This window comes from Exiguobacterium sp. s43 (genome assembly GCF_018617255.1).
Taxonomy (GTDB): Bacteria; Bacillota; Bacilli; order Exiguobacteriales; family Exiguobacteriaceae; genus Exiguobacterium; species Exiguobacterium profundum.
Map to the genome: position 1 here is coordinate 665,185 of NZ_JACSJT010000001.1, position 14,321 is coordinate 679,505.

Annotated in this window: 14 protein-coding genes and 1 tRNA gene; 12 read left to right on the forward strand and 3 right to left on the reverse strand. The window is 48.6% G+C overall.

All coding sequences use genetic code 11. From position 1 onward, the window contains the following. The first annotated feature begins 187 nt into the window (after positions 1–187). The 9 genes from KNO79_RS03460 (at position 188) to KNO79_RS03500 (ending at position 7,877) form a co-directional block, all read left to right on the forward strand. Positions 188–1,660 (forward strand): tetratricopeptide repeat protein, encoded by a 1,473-nt coding sequence (locus KNO79_RS03460; protein WP_214690651.1) that lies wholly within the window; start codon positions 188–190, stop codon positions 1,658–1,660. Between the two features lie 68 nt (positions 1,661–1,728). Next, a complete protein-coding gene (gene trxB / locus KNO79_RS03465; RefSeq protein WP_074036283.1) occupies positions 1,729–2,682 on the forward strand; it encodes a thioredoxin-disulfide reductase in 954 nt (317 codons plus the stop codon). Positions 2,683–2,802: 120 nt separating this feature from the next. Then, positions 2,803–3,675, forward strand: a complete 873-nt coding sequence (gene rapZ / locus KNO79_RS03470; protein WP_031422867.1) for an RNase adapter RapZ — start codon at positions 2,803–2,805, stop codon at positions 3,673–3,675. 1 nt (position 3,676) lies between these two features. Next, entirely contained in the window at positions 3,677–4,672 is a 996-nt protein-coding gene (locus KNO79_RS03475; RefSeq protein ID WP_074036285.1) for a gluconeogenesis factor YvcK family protein, read from the forward strand. Between the two features lie 34 nt (positions 4,673–4,706). Further along, on the forward strand, positions 4,707–5,660 hold the full coding sequence (gene whiA / locus KNO79_RS03480) for a DNA-binding protein WhiA (protein WP_159562637.1): 954 nt from the start codon (positions 4,707–4,709) through the stop codon (positions 5,658–5,660). An 86-nt stretch (positions 5,661–5,746) separates the two neighbouring features. Beyond that, positions 5,747–5,983, forward strand: coding sequence for a hypothetical protein (locus KNO79_RS03485; RefSeq protein WP_012726920.1), 237 nt, complete (start codon positions 5,747–5,749; stop codon positions 5,981–5,983). Positions 5,984–6,076: 93 nt separating this feature from the next. Continuing rightward, positions 6,077–6,592 (forward strand): DUF2179 domain-containing protein, encoded by a 516-nt coding sequence (locus KNO79_RS03490; RefSeq protein WP_012726919.1) that lies wholly within the window; start codon positions 6,077–6,079, stop codon positions 6,590–6,592. An 89-nt stretch (positions 6,593–6,681) separates the two neighbouring features. Continuing rightward, complete coding sequence (locus KNO79_RS03495) at positions 6,682–7,125, forward strand: hypothetical protein (RefSeq protein WP_308162654.1); 444 nt, start codon at positions 6,682–6,684, stop codon at positions 7,123–7,125. Between the two features lie 56 nt (positions 7,126–7,181). Continuing rightward, on the forward strand, positions 7,182–7,877 hold the full coding sequence (locus KNO79_RS03500; protein ID WP_159562635.1) for a MerR family transcriptional regulator: 696 nt from the start codon (positions 7,182–7,184) through the stop codon (positions 7,875–7,877). 33 nt (positions 7,878–7,910) lie between these two features. On the opposite strand, the gene KNO79_RS03505 is transcribed toward KNO79_RS03500, so the two are convergent. The 3 genes from KNO79_RS03505 to KNO79_RS03515 form a co-directional block, all read right to left on the reverse strand. Continuing rightward, the gene (locus tag KNO79_RS03505; protein WP_214690653.1) at positions 7,911–10,676 is read right to left on the reverse strand and encodes a putative bifunctional diguanylate cyclase/phosphodiesterase; all 2,766 of its coding nucleotides are present in this window, start codon (positions 10,674–10,676) and stop codon (positions 7,911–7,913) included. Positions 10,677–10,831: 155 nt separating this feature from the next. Continuing rightward, positions 10,832–11,407, reverse strand: coding sequence for an ATP-dependent Clp endopeptidase proteolytic subunit ClpP (gene clpP / locus KNO79_RS03510; protein WP_012726916.1), 576 nt, complete (start codon positions 11,405–11,407; stop codon positions 10,832–10,834). A gap of 151 nt (positions 11,408–11,558) precedes the next feature. Next, positions 11,559–11,631, reverse strand: a tRNA-Arg gene (locus tag KNO79_RS03515). A 118-nt stretch (positions 11,632–11,749) separates the two neighbouring features. On the opposite strand from KNO79_RS03515, the gene KNO79_RS03520 reads away from it, so the two are divergent. The 3 genes from KNO79_RS03520 to KNO79_RS03530 all read left to right on the forward strand — a co-directional run bounded on the left by KNO79_RS03520 (position 11,750) and on the right by KNO79_RS03530 (position 14,296). Then, complete coding sequence (locus KNO79_RS03520) at positions 11,750–12,895, forward strand: RNA polymerase factor sigma-54 (protein ID WP_214690654.1); 1,146 nt, start codon at positions 11,750–11,752, stop codon at positions 12,893–12,895. Positions 12,896–12,900: 5 nt separating this feature from the next. Further along, the gene (locus tag KNO79_RS03525) at positions 12,901–13,158 is read left to right on the forward strand and encodes a glutaredoxin family protein (protein WP_230872831.1); all 258 of its coding nucleotides are present in this window, start codon (positions 12,901–12,903) and stop codon (positions 13,156–13,158) included. A 109-nt stretch (positions 13,159–13,267) separates the two neighbouring features. Continuing rightward, entirely contained in the window at positions 13,268–14,296 is a 1,029-nt protein-coding gene (locus KNO79_RS03530; RefSeq protein ID WP_084543053.1) for a sugar-binding transcriptional regulator, read from the forward strand. Positions 14,297–14,321 lie beyond the last annotated feature (25 nt).

Consider the following 14,321-nt stretch of genomic DNA (forward strand, 5'->3'; position numbering starts at 1 on the left):
TGTACAGAAATGAAGCTATCATATTTTCGTTCAAAAACAATTTTTGAACCTAGTAAAAAATATTCATTATAGAGGGAATATAGTCGCAATTTTTTTTAACTTTTTCAGTTGCCCTCGCTGTTCGAGTGCGGTATTCTTATCCCTGCAACTAAAAAAAGATTTAGAGATGATGTGGAGGATTTAGAATATGGAAGCGAACTATGAAGCAGTAATGACGCTACCCGAACCAGAATCTCCGCTCGCTGCGGAGCTCCACTACTATAGAGGTCGTCGTGCGTTACGTGAAGGTCGCCTGGATGAAGCGACTTTTTTCATGGCTGAAGCGACAGCGGCAGCCACGCATCGCGTCGACTATCATAAACAGTACGCAGAACTGTTATTTGAAGTAGGGGAGGTCTACCACGCCAATGACGTGTGGAAACGAGTATTAGAGCTCGATGAGACCGCAACAGAGGCACTGTATCACTTAGCAAGCAACTGTGCCTATGTCTCTCAATATGAGGAAGCGGCGCACTATGCATCCGAATATCTCGCCCGTGACACGAAAGGTCACTTCAGGGAAGCCGTGCAATCCCTTCTTGAACTGATCGAACTCGAACAAGAGTTAGAGGACGAGGAAGAAGACGAATTGATCACGTGGCATACGGAAGCGCAGCGTCAAATCGATAAAGGACGATTGTTTGCGGCAAAGGCGACACTCGAGCGTCTCATCGGTCAATATCCATCGTTTTGGCCAGCATACAACAATCTGTCGGTCGTCAGTTTTTACCTTGGTGATGACCAAGCGGCATTCCGGACGCTCGAATACGTGCTCGACCAAAATCCAGGCAACTTGCATGCAATCTTGAACACGATTCTCTTGCTCCATGAAGCGGGTCAATCGGAAGTGGCCCTGCAGTTGTCGACACCGCTCACACGTGTCCGTCCACTCCAATTTGACTTACGTTATAAATTAGCGACGACACTCGCGCTTGTCGGACATTACGACCGTGCATATGAAGAACTACGTCTATTGAAAGACCGCGGATTCCGTGGGGACCCATTGTTTGGGCATTGGCTCAGCGTGTCTGCCTATAAGACAGGACGACTTGAAGAGGCAGCCACCTACTTGAACAATGAAGAGATGAAACAGTTTGAAGAGAAACAAAGCTTCGACATCCGAGAAAACCTCGAATTTCGTTCGGCGCTCGTCCAAGGATTGCGTCAAGAGAGCGACTTGGCTCGAATCGAGATTATCCGAATCATCGCCAACTTAAAAGATGACGAAGCGTTCGAAGCGCTTGCGCTCACGAATGCGGTGACGGAAAACGGGACGGTCCGTGCGTTCGCAGAGATGTGTCGTGCCGACCTTTGTCAGCAACCGTTCAAAGGAGACGTCCGGATCAAGCGTGCGTTTGATGCGCTCGTCTTGGCTGAAGCACATGTATCAGAAGCGGAACGGATGAGCCTAGAGGGTGACTTCTATGAACGTTTCGCGACGCTTCTGTTGTCTGATGAATCATTCATGGACGTAACGGCATCGGCCGCTGCGCTCGTCTGGATGTTTTATACGAAACGGGACGCATTGATTCTCGAAAATTGTGCGAACGCCTTCCATCTCTCGGTCGACACGTTGACAGAGACGGTCCGTTCGTTCAAACGGACACTCGAACAAGCATAAAGATAGACGATACCCTTACAGGTTTCTTATACTAAAGGCAATCAATTTCTTGCAGAGGTGGAATCAACATGACAGAAGAAAAAATTTATGACGTCATTATCATCGGTGCCGGTCCTGCCGGAATGACCGCTGCGCTATATGCTTCACGTGCGAACCTTTCAACACTTATGATTGAACGTGGGATTCCAGGTGGTCAGATGGCCAACACGGAAGACATCGAGAACTATCCGGGCTATGACAGCATCCTTGGTCCTGACTTGTCTCAAAAAATGTTCGACCATTCGAAAGCGTTCGGTGCGGAGTATGCATATGGGGACGTGCAAAGCATCTCGGATGAAACACAATATAAAATCGTGCATGCGCACAACCGTGACTATAAAGCACGTGCAATCATCCTCGCCTCTGGTGCTCAGTATAAGAAAATCGGCGTACCGGGAGAAGAAGAACTCGGTGGCCGTGGCGTATCGTACTGTGCGGTATGTGACGGAGCGTTCTTCAAAGGGAAAGATTTGTTCGTCATCGGCGGTGGCGACTCGGCTGTTGAAGAAGGTGTCTTCTTGACACGCTTTGCGAACAAGGTGACGATCGTTCACCGTCGCGATGAGCTTCGCGCTCAGAAGATTCTTCAAAAACGTGCGTTCGACAATGAGAAAATCGATTTCATTTGGAACCACACATTGAAAGAAATCACAGAGAAAGACGGGAAAGTCGGTGGAGCTCGTCTCGTCAGCACAGTTGACGGGACAGAGACAGACCACGAGATTGACGGCGTCTTCATCTATATCGGGATGAACCCGATTACAGGATTCGTTCAAGACCTCGGCATCACGAACGAACAAGGTTACATCGTCACGAACGAGGCGATGGAAACGAATATCCCAGGGATTTTCGCGGCCGGTGACGTCCGTGAGAAAACGCTCCGTCAAGTCGTCACAGCGACGAACGACGGGTCGATTGCCGCTCAGAATGCTCAACACTTCATCGAGGGGCTCCTCGAATCGTTGCAAGAACAAAACGCATGATTCAAGAAGGTAGGACTGCGGGGAACCGCGGTCCTTCTCTTTTTTTCGGACGTTCGTTATACTAGATGGAAAGAGCTACACACACGGCTCGGTTGTCAATTTTAAGGGGGCGTCAGCGAGATGGAAGACTTTAAAGGATTAGAAGAATTGATCATCATCAGTGGGATGAGCGGGGCTGGGAAGTCGGTCGCCATGAATAGTTTCGAGGACCTCGGCTATTTTTGTGTCGACAACTTGCCACCGGTGCTCTTGCCACAATTGATTGATGTCATCAGCTCGGTCCGACCGAAAATCGCGGTCGCCATCGATACGCGGACACGAGACTTTATCGATAGCTTATTCATCGTCATCGACGATTTGGAAAAAAAGAATGTGCATCCGCACCTGTTGTATTTAGAGACGCGGGACGACGTGCTCGTTCGCCGTTATAAAGAGACGCGACGGTCCCATCCGCTCGCACCGGAAGATGCGCCACTTGTCGGCATCAAGATGGAGCGCGAACTGTTAGAAGGTTTCCGTGATCGGGCTCACACGCTGTATGATACGAGCGAATTGAAGCCTCAGATGTTGAAGGACCGCATCCTCCAACAATTCAATGAAGAACGGATCCCGTTCACAGTCAACTTCATGTCATTCGGTTTCAAACATGGGGTTCCGCTCGATATCGACTTGTTGTTCGACGTTCGCTTCATCACGAACCCATTCTATATCCCTGAGCTCCGTCCACTCACGGGTCAGACGACAGAAGTACAGGAATACGTCATGTCTCATCCGGAGGCACGAGCATTTTATAAAAAGTTGATCGACATGCTCGAGTTCCTTCTCCCGCAATATAAACGGGAAGGCAAGACGCAAGTCGTCGTGGCATTCGGTTGCACCGGTGGGAAGCATCGGTCGATTACCTTCGCTGAGAAAGTGTCGGAGCACTTTGCTGAACGTTATAACGTGAAGACGGTCCACCGAGACCTCGCTCACGCGACGAAGGAGAAGTGACATGAGACGAGATCGGAAAGTAGTCGCTATCGGGGGAGGGACAGGATTGTCCACTCTCGTTCGTGGGTTGAAACATTATCCACTCGATATCACGGCAATCGTCACGGTCGGGGACGACGGGGGGAGCTCGGGACGTCTTCGTGACGAGTTTCATATGTTGCCTCCGGGCGATATCCGTAATGTCATCTTGGCATTGTCGGAAGTCGAACCGTTAATGGATAAGATTTTACAATACCGCTTCGATACGGGATTTGGTTTAGAAGGGCATTCCCTTGGAAACTTGATGCTCACGGCGGCGACCCACATCTGCGAAGGCTCGTTTGTCAAAGCGATCGATGTCATGTCGCAGCTCTTGAACGCACAAGGAAAAGTATTGCCGGTGACTGAGACGCTCATGACCCTCGCAGCCGAGTTTGAGGACGGCACCATCGTCCAAGGGGAATCCAAGATCCCTCTTCATGAGCAACCGATCAAACGGATGTTTTTACTCGAAGAAGGCATTGAACCGGCCCCGGGCGTCGTCGAGGCGATTGAAGAGGCAGATGTCATCGTGCTCGGTCCAGGGAGTCTCTATACGAGTATCATCCCGAACTTGCTTATCCCAGCTGTACGGGAAGCCATCATCCGATCGAAAGTCCCGGTCGTCTATATTTGTAACGTGATGACGCAACCAGGTGAGACGAAAGGCTATGACGCGATGAAACACTTGAAAGTCATCGAGTCGTACCTTGGGAAGGCATCGATTGACACGATTGTCGTCAACAACGAACCGATTGAAGAAGAGTATTTGGAGCGTTACCGTGAGGATGGATCGGAAGAGGTCCGTTTCGATCGGAAGAAGCTCCGGAACTATGGCACGAACGTTCTCGCTGGGGACATCGTCGACTATAATCGGGAGTATATCCGTCATGATTCCGACGCAATCGCCGGACTCGTCATGCAGCGGGTACTCCGCATCAAGAAGCCGCGCTCATTTCAAGAATTGGAACTGAAATAAAGATTGTTGGAAAGATAGAAAGGAGGGGGACTCGATGAGCTTTGCCTCAGATGTGAAGAAAGAATTGACACAACTCGAAGTGACCGACACGGAAGCGAAAGCGGAACTGTCGGCACTCGTTCGGATGAACGGGGTCATCTCGCTCGCCCTTGGACGAGGTATGACCTTAGATGTCTCGACGGAGAACGCCTCGATCGCCCGGCGGATTTACTCGTTGATGAAACGCCTTTACGACCATCCGTTAGACTTGTTCGTACGGAAGAAAATGCGTTTGAAAAAGAACAACGTCTACATCGTCCGAGTGTCACAGCATGCGGAAACGATGCTTCGGGATCTTGAGATCCTCGGAGAGAATTACGAGATGATTCGGACACTGAACTCGGATATGACGGGGGACGAGAACTTAGCACGCGCTTACTTGCGTGGCGCCTTCCTCGCAGGCGGGTCAATCAACCATCCGAAAACGTCCTCGTACCACCTCGAAATCTATAGCTTGTACGAAAACCATAACCAGGCACTACGTGATTTGGCGAACCGGTTTGAGTTGAATGCGAAGACGCTCGAACGGAAAAAAGGGCATATCCTGTATATGAAAGAAAGTGAAAAGATTTCGGACTTCCTCAAGTTGATCGGGGCGACCCGGGGTATGTTGGAGTTCGAAGACGCACGAATCATCAAAGATATGCGAAACTCCGTCAACCGTCTCGTCAACTGTGAGACGGCCAACTTGAACAAGACGGTCGGTGCGGCATTGCGCCAAGTCGAGAACATCAAGTTCTTGGAACGGACGGTCGGACTCGACGTCTTACCGAAAAAATTGCGGGAAATCGCCGAACTGCGCGTCACGCATCAAGACGTCTCGTTACAGGAGCTCGGGGAGATGCTCGAGTCCGGTCCGATCTCGAAGTCAGGAATCAACCATAGACTTCGTAAAATTGACCAGATTGCCGAGCGCGTGCGCAGCGGCGATGAGATCGCATCCTCGTGATGCGGTTGCGCCAAAACCATTCTTCCTATATAATAAGCAATTGTGTATAGGTTTTATGAAAAGCGAGTAAAAGGAGCTTCATCATTATGTCGAATGAAAAGAAAAGATTATCGCTCACGATTGACGCTAAGCTCGACCAGGTCATCACAGAGCGTGCTAAAGAAATCGGAATTCCGAAAAGTGCACTCGTCACGTTCGCTACAAGCCTCTTCTTGAACCAGCTTCGTGCGGAAGAGTTGTTGAACGGGGACAAGAACGCAATCTACGAAGTCATTCGTAAAGACTACGAGTTGCTCACGAGCGTAAAGAATCTAGATAACTAAGTGAAAGGTTGACTCCGGTCAGCCTTTTTTAGTTGCATCTCTTTCAGAAATTTGGAATAGTGGTGATAATGAATTGGAACGGAGGTCGATCAAATGGGTCAAATCTTACTCATCCTACTGCTACAACTAATCTACGTTCCGGTGTTAACGCTCCGGACGATCATGCTCGTGAAAGGGAAGACCGTCATCGCCGGTCTATTCGGAACGTTAGAAACGCTAATCTATATTTTTGCGCTCGGCATCGTGTTCCAGGATCTGACGACGGTCGGTATGATCGTGTATGCGGTCGGCTTCGGGCTCGGAATCTTACTTGGCGGTTTCGTCGAACGAAAACTCGCCATCGGTTACAACATGATTCAAGTCCATACGAAAGAATATCCAGCGGAACTCATCCAACAGATGCGTGACAACGGATATGGAGTTACGCATTATCAAGGGCAAGGACGTGACGGGGTCCGTTACCGTCTTGACGTATTGGCGGCCCGTACCCGGATGAAAGAACTGCGTGAACTCGTCGAGAAGCATGAACCGAAAGCGTTCCTCGTCGCATTTGACCCAATCGACTTCAAAGGCGGTTATATGATGAAAGGACTGCGTCGCCCGAAATGACGCACAAGACTCACGAAAGTGGGTCTTTTTTTGTTAGAGTAGGGATTTTATCTCGTGACAGGGAACTAGTGAAGAAAGGAGATGAGACCGTGAAACGAAATCGACGTGTGTGGATGATCTTACTGTTTGTACTTGTCGGGGCGGGAATCGTTTATTTCGCCATGACCTTATTTGGGGATGGAGAGGACAGTGTCAAGCCGCCGCTTCCAACGATTCGGGTTGGTTCGGTATCGGCAGAAGTGGAACAATCAACGTACTGTTGGGAGACCGGCACTCAAGCGACATGCGCCGATTACGGACTACCGGAAGCGGACGATCTTCAACTGATCACTGTCAAACCGGGAGACCGGATCGATGTCGTCTATCATGCAGAACCGATGACATCGAGTTTCAATCGAATCGAGGATGGAGAACTCGTCCCTTCCGAACTTGTCGTTCCGGATGAGCCGGGCATCTATCTCTATGAAGTCGGCGGAGAGTGGTCGCAAGGAGATAGCCGATACGTCTTCGGTGTCCGGGTCCCTGAAAACTAATGATTGACCTGCCTCTAAGGGGCGACTGTACAGTGAAAGTAGGAGGTGGGGAAACCGTGATTCCAATCGGAAGAGTCGCCCATGTGACCGGATTGTCGGTCAAGGCGATCAAATTTTATGAAGCGCGCGGATTGGTCCGCCCGACGCGGACCGAGAATCAGTATCGAATGTACGGGATGGAAGAGATTCGACGGTTAAGTGAAATCAAACGATTACGTCAAATTGGACTCCGTCTAGAACAAATTCAATCGGGTCTACCGGTTGATACATTACTAGAAACACGATTGGATGAAGTCCAGGCAGAAATCGAACGACTTCATCGAATCGAGAGGCAGATTCGATTGATGCAATCAGGAGGGAACGACATGAAGATTCGATATGAGATGTTGAATGAAGCCATTTCCGTCTATGGATATGGTGGTACGTTAGAGGAGATCCCGAACATGTGGGCCAAGCTTCAACCAGAATTGACGACAGACGAGTCGTACGGGGTCTGTCTCCCGCAGGAGAACGGTTATGTCGCGGGGATGACGAAGCCGGTGTCGGGAGAAAGTGCTCGAAGTGTCGAACTGACGAAAGGGAACTATATCGTCGCGACGGTGGAGGGAGGCATCCCGATGATTCCGTCTACGTATGAGCAGCTAGTAAACGTTCCAGATGTGACGCTACGAGACGCGGTCGACTTCGAGCGTTATATTCACGGGCAAGGTGGAGCGGACGACATCATTGAGATTTGGATGCCCATCGAATAGAAAAAAGAACGCATCCATCGATGCGTTCTTTTTTTAGAGAAAATGATGGAGATGTAACGTATTTTTAGCTTGCTCCGGAGTGAGATGGAAGGCGTGCTCAGTAGCGCCCTCTAGTAAACTCTGTTCAATTGGCTCTAATTCATATGTGTAAATCCCGTCCTCGAAGTCGGGAGTTCCGATGATGTTGACAGGAATCGGTTGGTCCTGCGATTTCATCAGAATGGAGAACTGTAAAAAATCGTTCGGCGGTAAAAACAAGGTCGTATATAATTTGAACGACTTACGATCTTCCATTGACACTAGAGCAGGTGCTCGACCCAAATCGGACGTGAACGATTGGATGCGAGAAAAAATCATTTGAACGGGAATCAACATCGTGTGACCTTCGAGTGAACTCACTTCTGTCGGAGGTAAATACGTTTGATCAAGGAGACGAATCATCTGCTCGCTCTCGACCGGTGGACTGAAGAGATAACCTTGAATCGTTTGGACGCCATGGTCCCGCAGCCAGTTCAAATCACGGAAACATTCGACACCTTCTACGACGATATCCATACCAAATTCTTTTGCGATATACATCAAGCTACGGACGATGGCTTGTGACTTCACATTTTGATGAATGCCGTGTGCGAAAATTCGGTCGACCTTCATGATTTGGACATTATAATCCTGTACGTACGCGAGTGAAGAATAACCGGTACCGAAGTCGTCAAATGACACGGTGATACCGAATGCATTCAATGTCTCAAACACGGACTTCATTCGATCTCGGTTCTCCAATAGCGTTGATTCTGGAATTTCAATTTCTAAATAATGAGGTAGGATGTTGTGTCTCGTATAGGATTGTTGAATTTGTTGCATGTAGTTATCTAGATAGAAATAGGAAGCCGGAATGTTTATTGAAATCGGGATGCATGTCGGAAGCTGATTCATAAATCGACAGACTTCCTCGATTAAAAAGTCCGTCAATTCCACAATCTGTTGGTTGTGCTCAATCAACGGAATAAATTCAGCAGGTGAGATGGGTCCCCAAGTTGGATGTGTCCAGCGCATCAGTGCCTCAGCGCCAACAATTTCACCGGTCCATGCATGGACTTTCGGTTGATAGACAACAAACAGCTCCCTATTTTTGATGGCGGTGCGTAAATCATTGATCAACGTATAGCGACGCAAGGATGGCAAGTCAACGCTCGATGAATAGAACGCCAGATTGGAATGTCCCTGTGTGTAAGCGTGATTTGTCACCTGAACGGTATGGGCAATCAGTTCGTTCGCTGTCATCCCGTCATGTGGGGAGCGACAGACACCGACGGAAACGTGTGGGAAGATTTCATACTCACTGATGCTGTAAGCGCGTTCGGACAAGGTGGTCAACTTTTCACCGAAACGCCGGACTCTCTCATCGGTCCAATAACTAGGAATCACAATGCAATATAAATCTTCATGAATGACAGCTAATAAGGCATCATCAGGAACGTAAGGTTGGAGCGTGCCAATCGTTACGGCATTCCATTCATCCGCTAATTCAAAGCCTAGTGTTTGTTTGACCTCCGCATAGTGATTGAAGGAAATTCCAATCATCGTGACGGATTGCGCCTCTTCTAATAGTTCTTCGATATGTGTCTTTAACGTATCTCGATTGGCAATTCCCGTAATCGGGTCCACTGTCCGTAATGTGGTGATTTCTTGCTCCTGTTCTTGCAGTCGCGTAATATTTTTCAAATAGGAGCGGTAACCGGTTACATTTTTATTCTGATCCCAGATAGGTTCACGCTTTTCTTCCACCCACTTCAATTCATCCTTTACATAAACACGATATATGTAAGTAGCGGATTCTCCTTGTAACGTCTCATGACGTGATGAGGTGAGTCGTTCCAAATCTTCTGGATGAAGAAACTGCTTCCAAAATTCGAGCGTGATATCAGAAGGCTCAATCTCAAATCCAATCATACGGAATAGGCCAGGAGAAACGTGTTGGAACGTATCGCTCTGAAAATCAAACTCCATCATCCCGGCTTCGATAAACTGATTGAATTTCTCAATCTTCTCATTGTCAGTTTGGTAGACCGATTGATCCATCACCGCGCATGTAAGTAGTTTTCGATCCATAGATAAATGGCTACGTACGACATAATGGTGGTATTGCGATTCTTCTAAATGAAAGATTCGAACAACAGACTCCCGCATCTCAATCTCAGGGTCGATCATCAACTCACCAAGAATCTTTAAATACACATTTAAATCATCTGGATGGAGTAACTGTTTGAAGAGTAGCGGTGTATGTGTATCCGATGAAATAGTGCTAAGTCCGAACATATCTTTCAATGATCCAAATGTCTCGAAATAGTGAGTCTCTAAATTGAACTCAAAGAGGGCGAGACCGTGAATGTCGCCGAAGACTTGACGATAAGCATCAAAGCGCATGCGTTCTTGTGCGAGCTCATTTTCATATGTTCGCTCTATCACCGAGAACACCAAGGTAATCTCAGGGTGAACAGAAATAGGGACGGGCATCAATTGAAATAGACGATTCGACGGTTGAAGACGAACTTGAATCCCATCGTGTAACGAAGTCATGGATTCCGCAAAAGGATCCAATTCGTTTGACAGTATTTCAACAAATTCTTCGATGGATTCTGAAAGCAACTTTTCGAACGAAGGGTTGACGAACCAAATTTCATCATCTTTAGTAAGAGCACATATGGCTTCAGGTGAATGCATCCAATATTCCGGTAATGAAGCATGATTATCCGAATCATCAAACGGAATAATTGAACTGAAATGTAATAATTTTTTCAAAATAAACCTCCCAATTTGGTCTACATTATCTATATATTCCTATTTATTATAGGTCTCTTATTCAGAAAATAGGGTCAATATCTTTTTAACTTGCAGGTTTCAGAAGTCAATAAAAAAGACACACATCCAATTAGGATTGTGTGTCTTTCGGAAAATTAACGTGTCATGACTTTGTCGATGAGACCGTAGTCTTTCGCTTGGTCAGCTGCCATGAAGTAGTCACGCTCTGTATCGCGCTCGATGACTTCAAGTGGCTGTCCAGTGTTTTCTGCCATGATTTGGTTCAACTTCTCGCGCATCTTGATGATGCGTTCTGCGTGAATCTTGATGTCTGACGCTTGGCCTTGTGTGCCGCCGAGCGGTTGGTGAATCATGATTTCTGCGTTCGGTAATGCGAAGCGTTTCCCTTTTTCACCGGCTTGGAGCAAGAAGGCACCCATCGATGCAGCCATTCCGATACAAATCGTCGACACGTTCGGCTTGATGAAGTTCATCGTGTCATAGATCGCCATACCCGCTGTGATCGAACCACCTGGGCTGTTGATGTAGAGTGAGATGTCCTTTTCTGGGTCCTCAGCCGCAAGGAAGAGGAGCTGTGCAACGATTGAGTTCGCGACGTTGTCGTCAATCGCACTTCCGAGAAGGATGATGCGGTCTTTAAGCAAGCGTGAGTAGATGTCATACGCGCGCTCCCCACGGCCTGTCTGTTCGATAACTGTTGGAATTAACATTGAATCTGCCTCCTTTATGTAGGTTGTAATTTCATCATACCTGTATAGTCAATGATGGTCAAACGATAGTCATCGTTTTTCACCTATTCCACGATTTTCTTATCGTAAAACGAAAAAGAGGCCAGGCAATCTGCCTGACCTCTACATCTGATACACCCGGAGAGATTCGAACTCCCGACACCTGGCACCGGAAACCAGTGCTCTATCCCCTGAGCTACGGGTGCATATCTGTGACACGAATTTATTATACATTTGTTTTATTGAAAAAGCAATCCTGTTCACATAGCTTTTTTGAGCGCGACGGAAGCGGGTTCGATACAATAGAAAAGAGGGGGGAGAACGATGCAACGGCAGGAGCAAAAACAAATCCAGCAACAACAGATGACGCAAGACCTCGTGCAGCGGTTACCGGTCCTTGAGGCGGACCGTCTTGCGCTCGCATTCCGGCTTGCGCGTCTTGCACGACATAACACGAACATTCAAATCGGGAGCGGGAGCATCGATTGGATTGCAGATGCGGCGAGCTCGTTTGAGGAGAAGCTGTTCACACAGATTCATGAGGGTAGCGGCAGTGAGGATGAGAAAGTGTTGCGACGACAACTCGTCCTCTTGCTCGACCATCGGGGATTATTGCCGGATGCGAACGAGGTGTTGGCGACACGACTCGGTGTCGACGTCACTCGAATCGAACAGGCGAGGCAGGCGCTTTTATTTCTTGAACCGACGGGGATCGGGGCGAGAACAGAACGGGAGTGTCAATATCGACATGCGATCGAACATGAGGACCCTCGCATCGTCGATGTATTCGAAGCGATTGAGAGTGGGGTGAGTCCTCAACAGATGACGACTGCTCTTGCTATTTCAGAGGAGGAATTGGCAAGACTCGAACGAATCGTCGCGACACTTCCGAAACGTCCTCTATTATATGAAGAAACGGGTCACGTGTTTCCGGAAGTCGAGGTACGCTATGAAGAGGGGACACTCGTCACGACGTGGCTTAGTCCGGAACTCGACGAGACGCGTGTCGGGAATGACCGTGAGGCGAAATGGTGGATGACGTCCCTTTCGATGCGGAACGAAACGCTGCGTGAGATTTGGTCAATCATTGAAGCACGTCAGACCGAGTGGCTCAAAGGGGAACTTGTCCTTAATCCGTTGACCCGACGTACGGTCGCGCAGCTCATCGGAAAACATGAATCGACGGTCGGACGAGCCATCCAAGGGAAGTTCGCCAAGACCGAGAGTGGCATCATGGAATGGCGACACTTTTTTGTTCGGTCTACAAGTCGCGGGCATTCGCCATTTATGATTAAACGGGCACTCGCAGAACTGATTCAACGAGAGAAGGCACCACAAAGTGATCAGGCGCTTGCGAATGAATTGATTCGATACGGTTATCAAGTGACCCGGCGGACGGTGACGAACTATCGGGAAGAGCTTGGATTCGGTAATTCGCGCGAGCGCGAGCGACAGGTATGGAAGGGATGACGAAAATGAAACTTACTTTATATAAACGTGACAATTGCTCACTATGTGACGAGGCGGTCGTCATGCTCGAATGGTTACAGGAAGATTACCCGATTGAACTCGAACAGATCGACATCACCGGGGATGAGGTGCTCGAGGCAAAGTACCTCTTTGAAATCCCCGTTCTCATACATGAAGGTGTAGTCATCAGTCAAGGGCGATATGATGACAACAAAGTTGAAGATTTTGTTAAGTATACGCTTACATCGAAAAAAAACGTTTGAAGGGGTTGCCAGACGGAAAAGTGATTGATAAGATGAACTCGTAGCGGTGGGACGCAAATAAAAAAGTGGGACAAAAGTTGTCCACACTGAAAGTCGAGGGGGTATGAGCATGATCCAGCAACTGATTCACGTTCAGAAGCAAATTGTCCCTGACCTGCTCGATACGCTCCGACATCGTTACGATATCTTACATTATGTCCGCTTGATGCAGCCGATTGGCCGCAGGACACTCGCAACGAGCTTGGGACTGACCGAACGGGTACTCAGACGAGAAGTCGACTTTTTGAAAGATCAAGGTCTTCTTTACGTCGCTACTCAAGGAATTTCCCTCAGTGAGACGGGACGAAACGTCTTACGAGACTTGCACGAGATCATGGGTGAACTTCTTGGGATCTCAGAAGTGGCAAGAGAGCTCGAAGAGAAATTAGGGGTTCGCCAAGTCGTCATCGTACCGGGTGACTCGGATGAGACATTCTGGGTCCAACGCGATATCGGACGGGCGGCGGTCACGCAACTAAAAGCGCGGCTCGCACCGGATGATAATGTGATTGCGGTAACGGGAGGAACGACGATGGCATCGGTCGCGGCGATGATGTCGCCCGATAAAAAAGAACGCCCGATGCATTTCGTGCCCGCACGCGGAGGTCTCGGCGAAACGCTTGAACTTCAGGCGAACACCGTCTGTTCACGCATGGCGGACCGGGCCCACGCAGACTATCATCTTCTACATATTCCGGATGAAGTATCACAAGAAACGTTCGACCGGATGGTGGAGGAACCTAGCATCAAAAATGTGTTGGAAATGATTAGAGCGGCGCGAATTGTGGTACATGGAATTGGTGAGGCAGAAACGATGGCAAAGCGCCGTCACGCATCACCGGAGCATTTGCGGATGATTGAACGGCATGACGCCGTCGCCGAGGCATTCGGATATTATTTCAATGCTGAAGGTGAGATCGTCCATCGCGTCAAGACGGTTGGAATCCAACTCGAAGAGCTGGATGACATGGATGCCGTCATCGCGGTTGCCGGAGGAAAATCGAAGGCACAGGCAATCGCCGCTTATGCGAAACACACGTCGAACATCATCCTCGTCACAGACGAAGGTGCGGCGAAAGAATTATTAACTTGTTATTAAAGAGTTGACCCCCCGTTGGCTCTTC

Bases quoted from the DNA above. Each gene is read 5' to 3' on its own strand.
- KNO79_RS03485 (WP_012726920.1), top strand. From the start codon at position 5,747: ATGTCGAATGAAAAGAAAAGATTATCGCTCACGATTGACGCTAAGCTC.
- whiA (WP_159562637.1), top strand. From the start codon at position 4,707: ATGAGCTTTGCCTCAGATGTGAAGAAAGAATTGACACAACTCGAAGTG.
- trxB (WP_074036283.1), top strand. From the start codon at position 1,729: ATGACAGAAGAAAAAATTTATGACGTCATTATCATCGGTGCCGGTCCT.
- rapZ (WP_031422867.1), top strand. From the start codon at position 2,803: ATGGAAGACTTTAAAGGATTAGAAGAATTGATCATCATCAGTGGGATG.
- KNO79_RS03490 (WP_012726919.1), top strand. From the start codon at position 6,077: ATGGGTCAAATCTTACTCATCCTACTGCTACAACTAATCTACGTTCCG.
- clpP (WP_012726916.1), bottom strand. From the start codon at position 11,407: ATGTTAATTCCAACAGTTATCGAACAGACAGGCCGTGGGGAGCGCGCG.
- KNO79_RS03520 (WP_214690654.1), top strand. From the start codon at position 11,750: ATGCAACGGCAGGAGCAAAAACAAATCCAGCAACAACAGATGACGCAA.
- KNO79_RS03460 (WP_214690651.1), top strand. From the start codon at position 188: ATGGAAGCGAACTATGAAGCAGTAATGACGCTACCCGAACCAGAATCT.
- KNO79_RS03530 (WP_084543053.1), top strand. From the start codon at position 13,268: ATGATCCAGCAACTGATTCACGTTCAGAAGCAAATTGTCCCTGACCTG.
- KNO79_RS03525 (WP_230872831.1), top strand. From the start codon at position 12,901: ATGAAACTTACTTTATATAAACGTGACAATTGCTCACTATGTGACGAG.
- KNO79_RS03475 (WP_074036285.1), top strand. From the start codon at position 3,677: ATGAGACGAGATCGGAAAGTAGTCGCTATCGGGGGAGGGACAGGATTG.